The sequence below is a fragment of the Hominimerdicola intestinalis genome, assembly GCF_054655215.1.
Genome location: NZ_BAAHNZ010000004.1, coordinates 14,680 through 30,138, shown reverse-complemented (window position 1 = coordinate 30,138; position 15,459 = coordinate 14,680). Strand labels below are relative to the sequence as shown.

Here is a 15,459-nt window from a genome sequence, read left to right as displayed (position 1 = left end):
AAGCATATAAAACAGTGATCATTTTACAGAGGTTACTGCAACTGCATTGATTATGGGGTCAAGATATGACAAATATAAACGAACAGCCGGCACGCCGTTTACGGAAAAAGCACAGTTTAGGGCGTAAAGTTGATTTTATTATCGGCGTACTGCTTATGCTTTTTCCTATTATGAGCCTTGGAGCGTATGTTAATCTTTGGAAATGCGTTTATTTTGGCGGAGCGTTTTTTCTTATGCTCCAATGGATTTTCACATCGCTTAAGGGAAGAATCGGCAGGATTATTCCTGTTATAATGCGGACTTTAGGCGGTCTTTATCTGGCGGTGTTTATATTTATCGTTTTTAATTTCGGCAGCAGCGTGAACGACTTTTATCCGTTCAGAAAAGCTGTATATGTTTACGGTAATTATTCCGACAGCAGCATATTGTATTTTCTCCCCGACAGACTTCCGAAGAAAACTGATGATTTATCTATGCGCTTTATATGCGGCGGTCTGGGTCAGGGCAGTAACGGCAATATACAGATAAGCTTTTATACCGACTGCAACGGAATTTCTGAGCTTAGAGAGTTTGCTGAAAGCAAAGGCGGAAGGCTATGCAGTGAATACGGCGAGGATTTTAAAAAAATCAAGGGAATCTGCAAGTCTTATGGATTTAACAAAATTGAAGAAGCAGATATATATTATCTGCCAAAGGAACAAAACTCCCATACACCCTATTATCTTATAAACGAATCAAACGGATTTTGTTTTATTTATTGGTTTTAGAGTGCGAGGTAATTTATGGATCATATAACCGGTTATATTATGTACAGCGGTTATTAGGGGTTAAGTTTATTTTGAAAGGATTAAAAATATGTCAACTAAAAAACCTGTAGTATTGGTAGTTATGGACGGTGTAGGCTTTTCCAAGACCGGTCTCGGCGACGCGGTTTCGGAAGCAAATACGCCTACTCTTGATATGCTTTTAAAGGAGTATCCTCATACTTCTCTTAAAGCGCACGGCGATGCGGTAGGTCTGCCGTCAGATGACGATATGGGCAACTCCGAGGTAGGTCATAACGCACTTGGCTGCGGACAGATCTATTCTCAGGGTGCAAAGCTTGTAAACGAGTCTATCGAAAGCGGTAAAATGTTTGGTTCAGATACCTGGAAAGCGCTGGTTTCAAACGTAATGGAAAACAAGTCCGCTATGCATTTTATCGGATTGCTTTCCGACGGAAACGTACATTCCAATATAGCTCATCTGAAAATAATGATAAAAAGAGCCAAGGAGGAGGGCGTTTCAAAGGTAAGGTGTCATATTCTTCTTGACGGAAGAGATGTTCCCGCAACCTCGGGTATGACCTATATCGAGGATCTGGAGAATTGCCTTGCTGAGCTTAACGATGAAAGCTTTGACGGAAGGATCGCTTCCGGCGGCGGCAGAATGAAGATAACTATGGACAGATATCAGGCTGACTGGGATATGGTAAAGCTAGGATGGGATACTCATGTCAGGGGCGAGGGAAGATACTTTGCTTCTGCAGCTGATGCATATAAAGTTTTGAGAGAAGAAACAAAAGCAATAGACCAGGATCTTCCGCCTTTCGTAATTGCGGAAAACGGCGCTCCGGTCGGTAAGATCTGTGATAACGACAGCGTTATTCTGTTTAATTTCCGCGGTGACAGGGCTATTGAGCTTTCTATGGCGTTCGATGAGCCTGATTTCGATAAATTCGACAAGAGCGGTTACGATCCGAAGGTCATGTACGCCGGAATGCTCCAGTACGACGGCGATCTTAATCTGCCTAAAAACTACCTTGTAAATCCTCCGGAGATCACTAATACTCTTTCAGAGGTACTGGTTAAAAATGGTCTTAGCAGCTATGCGGTTTCCGAAACTCAGAAGTACGGTCATGTTACTTATTTCTGGAACGGAAATAAGTCTGAGAAGTTTTCCGAGGAGCTTGAAACATGGAAAGAGATACCCTCAGACAGAGTTTCGTTTGACGAGCGTCCGTGGATGAAGTCTGCTGAGGTGACCGACGATATGATAGAAGCGATCAAATCGCAGAAATATGATTTTATAAGATGCAATTATCCTAACGGAGATATGGTAGGCCATACTGGTTCGATGGACGCAACTATCGTAGCTGTTGAATCGGTGGATCTGGGTCTTGCAAGACTCCTGAAAACTGCGGAGGAATATAACTGCACAGTTCTTATTACAGCCGATCACGGAAACGCAGATGAAATGCTTGAAAAAAATAAAAAGGGTGAAATTGCAGTGAGAACCGCACATTCGCTCAACAGAGTTCCTTTTATTATCTGGGATAAGGAAATAACGCATGATATTATAGATGCAGACAGTACAAAATACGGTCTTGCGAATGTAGCTCCGACTGTCGCAAAGCTTCTGGGAGTAGAGGCTCCGGACTGTTGGGAAGATTCAATGGTATAATTGTTCACAAATAAAAATCCCGTGTGCGTAATTTAAAAGCGCATACGGGATTTTTTTATTTAATGGGGTTTATTCCTTTTGACAGGATACAATACTGCGGATCGTACTGAGAGATAATAGGCGGAAATCTTCTGAGCCTGAAAACTTTCGGAACTGTTTCAGGATTCCTGGGCAGCGTGATCTCGGCTGAAAGTCCTCCGCTAGCCGATCTGCTCAGCGAAACAGAGCCGCCGAAAGTATCCGCCATTGTTTTTACTACTGCCAGTCCGAGGGATTCGTTTTTAGAAAACTCGGAAAATCCGGCTTTGAGATCCAAATATTTTCTCAGCTTGTCAATATCAGCAGAAGTTCCGTTGTCTGAAACTGTAACACAGGCGTTCTGAGAGTCAGTCGTAAGGGTAAGAGTTATTTCCTTGCGTTTTGAATCGCTGTACATATATGCATTAATAATAAGATTAAGGACCGCAGTTTCAAATTTAGCATAATTTATATTGATGTATACAGAATCAGCTATGCTTGCTTTCAAAAAGCACATATTCCGCTCAAGCATAGGCTTGACCCATTCCGCAGTAGCCCTCAGTCTTTCGGAGAGGGAAAGATACTCGGTCGTTATGCCGCCGGAATAATATTTGGAAATTTCGTTCATGTTTACTGTAGCTGCTATAGTCCTGAGAATATGATAACGAGTTTTTCTGTCAAGACTGTCTATTTCCGAGCTGTCCGGAAGTTTTTGTTTTATCCCGTCCATTAAATTGAGAATTTCTGAAAGCTCAAGCCTGATATTTCCCAGGAAATTATTTTTATAGCTCATAAGCTCGGAACGGCATGAAAGCCTGTGAATTTCATTTGGGGTGAAAAATTCGATTTTGTATAACTCCGGAACGCTGCTGCTGGATAACGGAGTTATCCGTACAGCACAGCCTGAACGGTAGGCAGCCGTTTCTTCATGTTCAATGGGAAGAGTCAGCTTTTTTCCGCCGATCGTAAAGTCGGAAAGAAAAATACTGTCCGGTATCCGGCTGTGATTTTTCCATAATATTTTAAACCTGCTGTCAGCGGCAGCAATATAATTTTCAGAATTTGAATACAGCTGCTGCAAACATTCCAATAGCTCCATAGCGCCCCTACCCCTCTCTTTAACGCAAAGTATAATATTAACATACCTTATTTTCATATATTATACAATATCAAAAAATAATAGTCAAGAAACATCAATCGACAAAAATTACACAAATATAGCTTTATTGTAAATTTTTCTTACGGAAAATCATAATTTTCAGAATTATAACAATATTTGTCGATTTGTGTATTAAATACAGACAGTTTGTATAACAGCGGAAATATAAAAAAATTTCAGTTTACAGCAAATAGGATATATAAGAAAAAGTATGAAAAAAAGAGTTATAATTTTTATAAAAGTACTTGCAAAAGCTAGTTAAATGTAGTATAATAATTGTAGAATTTTTTTAGGAGGTAAATTAATTATGGCAGTTAAAGTCGCAATTAATGGTTTTGGACGTATTGGACGTCTTGCATTCAGACAGATGTTCGGCGCAGAGGGATATGAGGTAGTTGCAATCAACGACCTTACAAAGCCTTCAATGCTCGCTGATCTTCTGAAATATGATACGGCACAGGGCGGTTACTGTGGAAGGATCGGTGAGAATCTTCACACTGTAGAGGCTGACGATGAGGCCGGAACAATTACAGTTGACGGCAAGACCCTTAAGATTTACGCAATGGCTAATGCAGCAGAGCTTCCTTGGGGCGAGATCGGCGTAGATGTTGTTCTCGAATGCACAGGTTTCTACTGCTCAAAGGCAAAGGCTCAGGCTCATATTGACGCCGGTGCTAAGAAGGTCGTTATTTCTGCTCCTGCTGGAAACGATCTTCCTACAATCGTTTTCTCTGTAAACGAGGATACTCTTACAGCTGATGATACGATTATTTCAGCTGCTTCATGTACAACAAACTGCCTTGCTCCTATGGCTAAGGCTCTTAATGACTACGCTCCTATCCAGAGCGGTATCATGTCGACTATTCATGCTTATACCGGCGACCAGATGATTCTCGACGGTCCTCACAGAAAGGGCGATATGAGAAGAGCAAGAGCCGGCGCTGCTAACATTGTTCCTAACTCAACAGGCGCTGCTAAGGCTATCGGTCTTGTAATCCCTGAGCTTAACGGCAAGCTTATCGGTTCTGCCCAGAGAGTTCCTGTTCCTACAGGTTCAACTACTATTCTTACAGCAGTTGTAAAGGGAAGCGATGTAACTGTTGACGGCATTAACGCTGCCATGAAGGCTGCTTCTTCCGAATCCTTTGGTTACAATACAGATCCTATCGTTTCTTCCGATGTTATCGGTATGAGATACGGTTCTCTGTTTGACGCTACTCAGACAATGGTTTCCAAGATCGCTGACGATCTCTATGAGGTTCAGGTTGTTTCTTGGTACGATAACGAGAATTCTTACACCTCACAGATGGTAAGAACAATCAAGTATTTTGCTGAGCTTGCTTAATTAAAAGCGTATTAAAAAGCCTCTGATTTCAGATTGAAGTCAGAGGTTTTTTATTTATGTTCAATTTAAGCGCGGTTTAGAATATAGTCTGCTGAAACATTATCGAGATCCGTAAGCTTTATAAGTATCTCCGTAGTAATGTCTGATTCATCTCTTTCATAATTGCTGTAGCCTCGTTGGCGATTTTTTTATACATTTACATCAAAAAACCGTTGAAAAACAAATAAGGCTGTGTTATAATAAAGGTGAATAAATGTTTTAGGGGGTAATTTTTGTGAACGACGTTTTGCAGACCTTTCTTGACGAGGAAGTAACCGAAGCGGTTTATAACGAACTTTGGAATTTTATATCCTCCGATTCGGTTGTGTGCGGAACATTTGAATGCTCTAATCATGCGGTGATGAAAATTTCCTCCGCACAGTTTATTATCTATAGAATTTGTATCGGAATGGAAAATACCAAGTGTCAGCCGGCTGTACTGGTCGCAAGGACATATCTGCTGAAGAAAATAAACAGCAAGGCTTATGAGCGCAGACTTCCGGATATTCAGAATATTTTTGATTGATAAAAAGGAGAAAAAGCTATGCCGGTTCCATTGGCTGAAAGAATACGTCCTCATGATCTTGATGAAGTTGTGGGGCAGTCTCACCTGCTGGGAAAGGATAAGCCGTTAAGACGTATAATCGAGAGCGGAAAAATACCGAATATGATCTTCTACGGCTCTTCCGGTATCGGAAAAACTACCGTTGCGAGAATAATTGCAGAAAACGCTCATATGACGATGCATAAGCTAAACGGCACCTCCGCTTCGATCGCCGATATAAAGCAGATCGTTGCCGAAACTGAAACCTTCAGCGGTATAGGCGGTATACTTCTGTATCTTGACGAGATCCAGTACCTCAATAAAAAACAGCAGCAGTCTTTGCTGGAATATATTGAAAACGGAAGAATAACTCTTATTTCATCAACAACAGAAAATCCCTATTTTTATGTTTACAACGCTATAATTAGCCGTTCGACCGTATTTGAGTTCAAGCCGCTTACTCCTGATGAAATTATGCCGGCTATAAGAAGAGCCTTTCAGATTTGCGCTGACGACCTCGGCCTTAAACTAAGGCTTGAAAGCGGCGTCTGTGAGTTTATCGCAAGGGGCTGCGGAGGAGATGTAAGAAAATCAATAAATACCGTTGAGCTTTGCACTCTTTCGGCGGACAACGACGGTCAGTCGATGACTGTAAACCTTGATACGGTAAAGCTTCTTACACAGCGCAGCAACATGAAATATGATAGGAGCGGAGATCAGCATTATGATATTCTTTCGGCTTTGCAGAAGTCGATACGAGGCTCAGACGAAAACGCCGCTTTGCATTACGCCGCAAGACTGATAGAAGCCGGGGATATTATTTCTCTTTCACGCCGCCTGCTGGTCATTGCAAGCGAGGACGTAGGATTGGCTTATCCTCAGGCGGCTGCAATTACTAAGGCGTGTGTAGACAGCGCAATGCAGCTTGGTCTGCCAGAGGCGAGAATACCTCTTGCCGAAGCGGTGGTACTGCTTGCGACTGCGCCAAAATCCAACAGCTCCTATCTTGCAATTGATGCAGCCCTTGAGGACGTAAGGCAAAGCGGTGCACTGGATTTTCCAAGACAGCTTCAGAATAAACATTTTGACGGCGAGGACGCTGAAATTAAGGGTCAGCATTATTTCTATCCCCATGATTTCCCTAATCACTGGGTGGAGCAGCAGTATCTGCCCGATGCACTTAAGAACAGGAAATATTATGTGTACGGAGAAAATAAAAACGAGCAGGCGGCAAAAGCCTATTGGGAGAAGATAAAAAAATAACATTAAAAATCCTCTTGACAAGAGGATTTTTTTGCGCCAAACTCTATATGTTGATATATTAACAGTTTAATATGTTTTATTCCGACTGGAGCAGCAAGAAATTTAAGGAACTGACCGATAAGTTCAGACTTCCTTTTAAAAAGCCTGTTTTGGATTTTTCAAAGGGTATGAAAATGAAGTTTATGATTGCCTGTGCGCTGTCGCTAACGCCGAGCTGCTGATTCTTGACGAGCCTGCCAGCGGACTAGATCCTGTTGCCAGAGACGAATTGTTGGATATTCTTACCGAATATATTGAGGACAGCAGTCGAAGCATATTTTTTTAACTCATATTACCGCTGATTTAGAGAGTAGCAGATCATATAACGGTTCTTAATAACGGAAAGGTTTTCTTTTCCGATACTAAGGACTGCTTAATGGAAAAGTATCTTATGGTAAAAGGCGATGAGTATGTAATCAACGAGGATATTTTTGCCTCATGCTTCCGTGCTTTTAGGAATTGTTGCAGGTTTTGCTGTAAGTTCGGTTTTTGCTGTAGCTGAGCAGAACGGGTACAATAAGCTGATGTTTACGGAACATGGAACAGCATTTATAATATTCGGAATTCTGGTAAGAATTGAGATATTTGCAGTGTCATGTATTCCTATTCAGCATGTTTATTTAAAGAGAGATTTAAATTGAAAATAAAAGTAAAAACCGGAAAAACTGTTTGTCTTTCCGGTTTTTTTGTGCATTTTCATATCAAAATTCCGTTATAATCGTTTTATCCGCAAGGGGAGTGGAATACTGCCAGCGGCATATATGACCGTCGTTTATAAAGTATTTCATTTTTGAAGGGAAATTTGTGTTTTCAAAAACGTCTACAATGATCAGCTTTACTTTCATTTTTTCTGGGATCAGAGCCTTTATGTAAACGCTTGCTGCCTGACCTACCTGAACATTGTCACGGGGTTCGGCAAGTCCTGCAAGGTTCGGCGCAAGCTCTATAAAAATACCGTAGCTTTCTACAGAACGAACAATTCCTCCGACTGTTTCTCCTGCCTTGAATCTTTCGGCGTTTTCCTCCCAAGTTCCGAGAAGCTCCTTGTGTGAAAGACAGATCCTTCCGTCCTCTACTGATTTTATTACGACGAAAATATCCTGTCCGTTGTAGAACCTGTCATTTGGGTGTGAAATTCTCGAAACGGATATGGCGTCAATAGGAATAAGGGAGGGAATACCGCAGCCTATATCTACAAAACAGCCGAACGGTTCAAGATGAGTTACCTTTGCAGGGATAACGTCGCCGTTTTTAAGAAGCCCTATGTAGCTTTCCATGCATTCCTCCTGCGCAAGCCTGCGGGAAAGCGTATATATATTTTCACCGTTGGAATTTCTTGATATACTGATTATCTTAAAGCAGACAGGCTTGTTGACCTTTGAAAGCAGCGCAATGTCCCTCGTAGTTCCTTCCGCAATACCTATAGCGCCTTCGGTTCTCGGTATTATACCCCGCCCGCAGGGGAGGTCAACGATAAGATTATGGTCGCTGTCGCATATAACAGCCTGAGCTTCAAGAATTGCACCGTGTGCGTATGCCTCCGCCAGCGACTGTTCGTTTTTCAGGTAGTTTTTGTTGCCCGCCGTGTCAAAAAGCTTTCCTTCGGGTAAATATTTTTTCATTTTAAACCTCTTTCTCCGCAGATTTTATATTCTTGACAGGTCATTTTACTGCGGTATACCGACCTTGTTGAAGTGATACAAGGATTTATTATTTATAAATCCGATTTAGTACGCAAGCTACAATAAATATTACGCTTTGTTACTTTTTGAAGTTCAATTAATTCTATGACTGCTGGCTGAAAAATAGTACAGTTTGTCCTCCAAAACCCGTAAAACCGCATTTTCATAAAAAAATCTGCAAAAAATACTTGACAAACTCAAAAATGTGTGTTACACTAGTGTAGTGATTTGTAATAGAATTGTAACCTATCGAACTTATAGGTTACAATTCGAGTAATAAATCGCAGACCAAACTAATAAACATTAATTGTGCCGCGGATTCATCAGTTAAGCGGACAGATTAAATGAAAGGGTGTGAAATGGCGGTTCACATAAGGAAAATATGAGGACAACAGCCAAATTATATGAGTAGTACGCAGAGTAAGATCTTAACATTTGCAAAGAGATCTGTATTGAGGACAATAACAGCGATGATAGCCTGCTGTCTGGTATTTACAGGTTTTGCGGAGATATCCGCTTCGGCTGCTGATGTTAAGCTTAGTAAGCCAACTATGGTAGCAGAGAAGAAATATGAAAGCGAGGCGACCCATCCTTACAACAAACAGACAAACACACTTGTTGTAGACTGGAAGGACGTAAAAAACGCAAAGAAATATGAGCTTTATATCAAAGGCGGCAAGTACTCGAAATGGACTAAATATAAAACGGTTACCGCTTCAAAATGCACAGTAACCGGACTTGCGAGAACAACCTCGTATCAGTTTAAGGTAAGAGCGGTCAACGGAAGCACAAAGGGTGCGTTTTCGTCGGTACAGACTCTGAAAACTGCAAGAATGTCATTTGACAAGGGCGGCTGGGAAGCAATGTGCCGAATCGTTTATCATGAGGTAGGACAGATGTCGGGTTCAATGTGGGATAAACCTATCGTATATGTTGCCGACTGTGTTGTTAATCAGTATGTAAGCGCTAAATACAATAACAGCAAGATATGGGCGCCTTATTACAAAAGATATAAAAACGTTCAGGATATAATTTATAAGAGCGGCGGCTTCATGTCAGACGCCGGACTTACCAGAGACGGGGCTACATATAAAAAGGTGACCTCAAGAGTAAAGACCGCAGTTTACGGTGCGGTTTACGGAAAAACAACGCTAAACGGAATTAAGAACGACTATAACGTTTATTATTGGTGTAACAGAAGCTATAAATCTAATGATAAAAGAATTGCATATTCCTTCAAGATCCCATGGGGCTACTTCAACGTTTGGAGAAGCTACTGGGGATAATACCTAAAAATATAACCCTTCGGACAGCTTAGATCCGAAGGGTTTTAAAAATGTTCCACGTGGAACATAAGTTTAAGTTGTGAACGAAGTATAAAAAATACTTCATAGCTCAGCTTTCGGCGCTTTAACAGCAGGCTGTCCTTAATTATAGGCTGAAATTCATAAAGCGCTCATAAAACAGGCTGAAAGAAAAACCAACCGAAAAAGCAACTGATTCTTTTTCGGCTGGTTTTTATTCTATAATTAAATTGAGAGCTCTCGGCGTAAATTGAAATATAAATTCAGTCTGCCTCCGCTTCTGATCGCATTTTGATGAAGTTTGGTTTTATATTTAAGTAAAGATCCGCTGTCTTTGAATACAATAGCCTGCTGGTGCTTTAGTTGGCTAACGTTCCGACTGATCGCTGAATTATACGGCGCTGTCTTATTGAAAAAGACGGCTCAGAAGGATAAGAACAGTAATATTCTCAAGTTCATTTTTTATAAACGCATTATTAATGTGTTTATCGGCGGCTCTATTATATTTTATATTTTCTTTATTTTTGCAAAGTTAGCCATTATCTTTTTAGTGCCTTTGCTTTCAAATGCGATCTCAAGCAGCGTATCGTTTGCCATACGCTTAGCTGTAAGAACTGTGCCTTCTCCGAAAATACGATGGCGTACCCGTTCGCCCGGCTCAAAGGTTTCGGTCACAGCAGCAGATTTTTCCGCACGTTTCTGGGCAAGCTGCTGCTGAAGCGTCATGCTGTGCGTAGGCTGAACTCCGCCGCTTGACTGAGCAAGAGCCGAGGTAAGGCCCTGTTCTTCCTTCTTGACGTAATTTTCGGTAGGAAGTTCTTTTACAAAACGTGATATTCTGTTGCGCTCCGTTCTTCCGTACAGCATACGTTCTGCGGCATGAGTGAGATAAAGCTGTTCTTTGGCTCTGGTAAGCGCAACATAAGCAAGCCTGCGTTCTTCTTCTGTATCGGCTTCCGATTCTATGCTTCGGGCGGAAGGGAATATATTTTCCTCCATTCCCACAACAAATACACAAGGAAATTCCAGCCCCTTTGCTGAATGCATAGTCATCATTGCAACATAATCTGAGTTTTCGTCAAAGCTGTCTATATCGGTATAAAGCGAAATTTCTTCAAGAAATCCTGAAAGCGACGGTTCTTCGGCGTTTTCCTCGTAGTTTGCCATTGTAGATTTCAGCTCGTTTATATTTTCCAGGCGCATAAGGCCTTCTTCGCCCTGCTCCTTCAGATACTTCTCATAGCCGCTTTTGCTGAGAAGCTCGTCCAGCAGCTCTTCAAGCGGCAGAGTTTCGGCTATATCAGTAAGATAATTAAACATTTCAGCCAAGGAATGAAGAAGTCTGGACTTTTTAGCTAGCGGAGCCAGGTCGGGAGAATTAAGCATTACGCTTATCGGATCTTCTCTCAGATCGGAGGCTATCTGCTCCAGAACTCCAACGGTCGCATCGCCGATACCGCGCTTAGGCTCGTTTATTATCCTTCTCAGCCTTAGCATATCGGAATGATTATTGATAACTGAAAGATAGGCGATAATATCCTTTATTTCTTTTCTGTCGTAGAATTTTAGTCCTCCGAAAATCCGATAGGGTATACCGCTTTTGATAAACGCCTGTTCGATCGAGTTGGACTGGGCGTTCATACGGTAGAGAACTGCATGATCCCGAAAGCTTCTTCCTGAATTGACGTTTTCCAGTATAGTTTCGGAAATAAATGCGGATTCACTTTTTTCGGTCGCCGACTTATATACCACGACTCTTTCGCCGTCGCCCTTATCTGTCCAGAGATTCTTGCCTTTTCGTCCTCTGTTGTTTTTTATAAGCTCGTTGGCGCAGGTAAGGATATTCTGTGTTGAACGGTAATTCTGTTCCAGCCTTATAACATCGGTTCCCGGGTCGCAGGAGAAGGTATCTTCAAAGGAGAGTATATTTTCAATAGTAGCTCCCCTGAACTTATATATACTCTGATCGTCGTCGCCGACAACGCATAGGTTTTTGTATTTTTCAGAAAGCAGTGAAATAAGACGGAACTGAACCTTATTCGTATCCTGATATTCATCAACCATTATATATTTATAAAGATTGCGGTAGTGGTCAAGTACGTCAGGCTCCTGCTCAAACAGTTTTACGGTATTGCAGATTATATCGTCAAAGTCCATAGCGTCGGCGGCTTTCAGCTTGCGCTGATAGAGCTTATAGACTCTTCCGATAGTCATAAGCCGATAATCCTGAGCAGCCTGAGCAAGATATTCGTCGGGGTAAACCATCATATCCTTCTGATGAGATATTTCCGCAAGAATAGCTTTCGGAGGAAACATTTTATCTGAAATATCAAGATCCTGCATAGCGGATTTAATTACTCTCTGTGAATCGTCCGAATCATAGATAGTAAAGCTTTTCCCGTAGCCTAATTTTTCACATTCACGTCTTAGAATTCGGACGCAGACCGAATGGAAGGTAGCGGCTGTTATCTGGCTTCCGGCTTCGCCCAGCATATCTGACAGGCGGCTTTTCAGCTCTCCCGCAGCCTTGTTGGTAAAGGTGATCGCAAGAATACTCCACGGCTTTACGCATTCGTATGCAACAATATCGGCAAGCCTTCCGCTGTCATTGGTTTTTCCGTCGGCGTAATCTTTAAGAAACTGAAGGTCGTCCGAATAAAGCCCACAGCACTCTTCACTGTTATAGGCATTGCCGAAATAGATCATATTTGCTATCCTGTTTATTAAAACGGTGGTTTTGCCGCTTCCTGCACCTGCCAGAATAAGCAGAGGACCATTTATTTTGAAAACAGCCTTGCGCTGTTCGCTGTTGAGGTCAGAGAAATATTTTTCAAGAGCTTTGTTTTTCAGCAGGTTATAATTTTCTGCCATACAATAAATCTTCCTTTCCGTATTTGCCTTATTATAAAAAAGGGATACTCAGAGGCAAACCGCAGTCTGAAATCAGTCTATAAATCATTATAGCATATTAAAGTTTTCTTGAAAAGAGATATTATTTATTTTTTTATTTTACCAAATTAACAATGACTGCATATAATGCGCTGTATAAACTGTAATAATGATCCAATAATAAATACAAATATTTATTACGGAGGTATATTTTATGCAGGCTATTATTTTATGCGGCGGACGCGGAGAAAGGCTTATGCCTATGACCGCCTGTACTCCTGCGGCTCTGCTCAGGATACTGGGAAAAACAACGGCGGCTTATACTCTAGACCAATTTAAGAAAGCGGGCTTCAAGGAGGTTACTCTTGCGCTGGGTTACCTAGGGGAACAGATCATAGAGGAATTTGAATCCTGCGACTACAAGGGCATGAAGCTTTATTTTACAAGCGCAGAGGAGTTGGGGACTGCTCCGGCGGTAGCGTATGCTGCAAAAGCGGGAGAAGATATAATCGTAGCTGAGGCAAACTGTGTTTTTGATTTTGATCTTAACGGTATTGCTGATTATCACAGGGCGAAAAAATCCGCAGCTACCTTTGTAACAAGACAGGAGCCGCAGACAAGCGGACATATCTGCTTTGCTACCGACGGAGAGAATATGATAACCTCTATGTCGAAATATCCCAGCGCTGAAAACACCTCGGCTGTTCATGCTTTTACGGGCGTTTACGTTGTTTCGGCAGGTACGCTTGAAAACTATGATTTCAATTCATTTACCGACGTTATTGAGGATATTGTTCCTCAGATGATCTCGGACGGCTGCGAAATATACACTTACGGAACGGTTGATTTCTGGCACAAAATAACAGATGCTCAGGGATTTCTTGAATGCCAGAAAAGCATACTTTCGGGAAAAACTGATATTGCCTTTTCAGCTCAGCAGAATGATGGCGGTATCTATAGCAATACTGTCAGCAATTTCAGCGGCGTTTCAATAATACCTCCTGTCTTTATCGGCAAAAACGCAGTTATCGAAGCCGGAACGGTTATAGAGCCGGGAAGCGTCATTGATGACGGAGCTTATATCGAAAAGCGGTCAAGGATATGCGGAGCATATATAGGTCAGGGCGCTTATATATCTTCAAGATGCGAGCTGATGCCCTGTGTGATATGTGCAGGCGCTAAGCTTATGCGCTCGTCAAGCTGCGGCGAAAATTCAGTTGTAGGAGAAAGAAGTCGGGTCGGAGAGGGCGCAAGAATACTTGACGGCGTAAAGATCTGGGCAGGTAAGGAGATAGCTCACGGCTCGGTAGTAAATGAAAACGTCAGAGTAGGAATGGGCAAGCCTGCGTTTATAGACGACGACTGCTCCTACGGCTTTGATTCGGGAATAACCTCTCCGTCTGATACTGCAAGGTTCGGTATGGCGGTAGGAACAGCTCTTGATATAGGCGACGTTGCAGTAGCAGGCTGGAGCGGAGGTTCAAGCGCTGAGGCTTTATGCTCAAGCTATATATCGGGACTGCTTTCAAGCGGAGTTACCGTATTCGACCTGGGTGAATGTACTGCACAGCAGGTAATGTTTGCGGTAAACAGGCTTACTGCAAAAATAGGCTGTTTTGCCGCTGCGGATTATTCTGAGAAAATAAAGCTTATGGACAGAGGAGGACTTCCGCTTAAAAGAGATATGGAGCATAAGATAGAAGCTGCCTTCAACAGGTCGGACTTCAGGCAGCTTTCTTATCACAGCTACGGCAAAAGACTGGATATGAGAGGGGTATCGGTTCTTTATGAAATGTTCCTGAACGATATGCTTCCTGATAAATTCAGAGGAGTAAACGCTGAAATAAGAACATCTGACTCAAAAACGGCGGCAATAAGCGAAGCTCTTTTTCATTCCAGAAACGATATAGACGGAGAGCGTATCATATTCCATCTTTCTCCTGACGGAAGCTCATGCTCGGCTTACAGCGATAAAACCGGATATATTTTTCACGAGCGGCTCGTACTGCTTGCTATGAAGATAGCTTATATGAATAAGATCCCGGTTTCTGTCCCCTATTCTTTTCCAATGGGCGCCGATAATCTTGCCGAGGAGGAGAACGGAAGGCTCTACCGTTATTTCAACTGTCCGGACAGCGACGAGGACGAGGAAGCAAGAAAAATAGCGAAAAGACCGGATAACTTCTTCGTAAGGGACGGAATGGTTCTTGCTGTAATGATCCTGGCATATTTATCTGATAAAAAGATCGCTTTGTCAGAAGCGGTAAAGGATATACCAAGATTCTATACTACCCAGAGATATGTCAGCGTAGGTGAAAATCCAGGAAGGCTCATAAAGGAATTCACACTGGCAAGATCCGGTGGACCAGAAGGGGTAGTATATCAGAGCGGAGATTCAAGAGCCGTTGTAAGACCGCTTAAAAGCGGCAGCGGTATAATGATCTTTGCGGAAAGCTCCAAGTCTGAAACAGCGGGTTCGCTCTGCGACGAAATACAGCGGAAGATAAAGCAGGCTGAGGAACAGATAAGGAAATAGCTGTAAAGGCTTCATAAAAAAATCACTTGACAATATCATGAAAAGAGAGTACAATAATACTAGATATTTTTGTTCGGACGTATTGTAGCTTTTACAATCACCTGCGTCGGGATTTCCAGGTCATACTAATTCATCTTTGAAATAAGGAGGCAAAACGCGCCCCCTTTGGATATTCCGACTGTAATGCAACGGAAAAATC

At 42.1% G+C, this 15,459-nt stretch carries 11 protein-coding genes and 1 pseudogene; 8 read left to right on the top strand and 4 right to left on the bottom strand.

Annotated elements, in window-relative coordinates:
* Positions 1-65 precede the first annotated feature (65 nt).
* Both ACYQ0H_RS05595 and gpmI read left to right on the top strand, forming a co-directional pair.
* Positions 66-767 carry a hypothetical protein gene (locus ACYQ0H_RS05595; RefSeq protein ID WP_459811856.1) on the top strand — a complete coding sequence of 234 codons (702 nt, stop codon included), beginning with the start codon at positions 66-68 and terminating at the stop codon, positions 765-767.
* Positions 768-855: 88 nt separating this feature from the next.
* Positions 856-2,442, top strand: a complete 1,587-nt coding sequence (gene gpmI, locus ACYQ0H_RS05590; RefSeq protein ID WP_459811855.1) for a 2,3-bisphosphoglycerate-independent phosphoglycerate mutase — start codon at positions 856-858, stop codon at positions 2,440-2,442.
* Between the two features lie 55 nt (positions 2,443-2,497).
* Here gpmI and ACYQ0H_RS05585 read toward each other — a convergent pair whose 3' ends face one another.
* On the bottom strand, positions 2,498-3,559 hold the full coding sequence (locus tag ACYQ0H_RS05585; RefSeq protein ID WP_459811854.1) for a sensor histidine kinase: 1,062 nt from the start codon (positions 3,557-3,559) through the stop codon (positions 2,498-2,500).
* A gap of 367 nt (positions 3,560-3,926) precedes the next feature.
* On the opposite strand from ACYQ0H_RS05585, the gene gap reads away from it, so the two are divergent.
* On the top strand, positions 3,927-4,964 hold the full coding sequence (gap, locus tag ACYQ0H_RS05580; protein WP_459811853.1) for a type I glyceraldehyde-3-phosphate dehydrogenase: 1,038 nt from the start codon (positions 3,927-3,929) through the stop codon (positions 4,962-4,964).
* A gap of 65 nt (positions 4,965-5,029) precedes the next feature.
* Here the strand turns inward: gap and ACYQ0H_RS05575 are convergent.
* Positions 5,030-5,131 (bottom strand): annotated as a pseudogene (locus tag ACYQ0H_RS05575) (helix-turn-helix domain-containing protein); the annotation flags it as partial.
* Between the two features lie 107 nt (positions 5,132-5,238).
* On the opposite strand from ACYQ0H_RS05575, the gene ACYQ0H_RS05570 reads away from it, so the two are divergent.
* From ACYQ0H_RS05570 to ACYQ0H_RS05560, 3 genes are all read left to right on the top strand, one after another.
* Positions 5,239-5,529, top strand: a complete 291-nt coding sequence (locus ACYQ0H_RS05570; RefSeq protein WP_459811852.1) for a hypothetical protein — start codon at positions 5,239-5,241, stop codon at positions 5,527-5,529.
* An 18-nt stretch (positions 5,530-5,547) separates the two neighbouring features.
* Positions 5,548-6,810 (top strand): replication-associated recombination protein A, encoded by a 1,263-nt coding sequence (locus ACYQ0H_RS05565; protein ID WP_459811851.1) that lies wholly within the window; start codon positions 5,548-5,550, stop codon positions 6,808-6,810.
* 71 nt (positions 6,811-6,881) lie between these two features.
* Positions 6,882-7,031, top strand: a complete 150-nt coding sequence (locus ACYQ0H_RS05560) for a hypothetical protein (RefSeq protein ID WP_459811850.1) — start codon at positions 6,882-6,884, stop codon at positions 7,029-7,031.
* Between the two features lie 519 nt (positions 7,032-7,550).
* Here the strand turns inward: ACYQ0H_RS05560 and ACYQ0H_RS05555 are convergent.
* Positions 7,551-8,471: a S1 RNA-binding domain-containing protein gene (locus ACYQ0H_RS05555; protein ID WP_459811849.1), complete on the bottom strand. Its 921-nt coding sequence runs from the start codon at positions 8,469-8,471 to the stop codon at positions 7,551-7,553.
* 464 nt (positions 8,472-8,935) lie between these two features.
* On the opposite strand from ACYQ0H_RS05555, the gene ACYQ0H_RS05550 reads away from it, so the two are divergent.
* Positions 8,936-9,817, top strand: coding sequence for a fibronectin type III domain-containing protein (locus ACYQ0H_RS05550; protein WP_459811848.1), 882 nt, complete (start codon positions 8,936-8,938; stop codon positions 9,815-9,817).
* 525 nt (positions 9,818-10,342) lie between these two features.
* On the opposite strand, the gene ACYQ0H_RS05545 is transcribed toward ACYQ0H_RS05550, so the two are convergent.
* Positions 10,343-12,706: an ATP-dependent helicase gene (locus ACYQ0H_RS05545; RefSeq protein ID WP_459811847.1), complete on the bottom strand. Its 2,364-nt coding sequence runs from the start codon at positions 12,704-12,706 to the stop codon at positions 10,343-10,345.
* A gap of 232 nt (positions 12,707-12,938) precedes the next feature.
* Between ACYQ0H_RS05545 and ACYQ0H_RS05540 the strand changes: the two genes are divergently transcribed.
* Positions 12,939-15,260, top strand: a complete 2,322-nt coding sequence (locus tag ACYQ0H_RS05540; RefSeq protein ID WP_459811846.1) for a sugar phosphate nucleotidyltransferase — start codon at positions 12,939-12,941, stop codon at positions 15,258-15,260.
* The last annotated feature ends 199 nt before the right edge of the window (positions 15,261-15,459 follow it).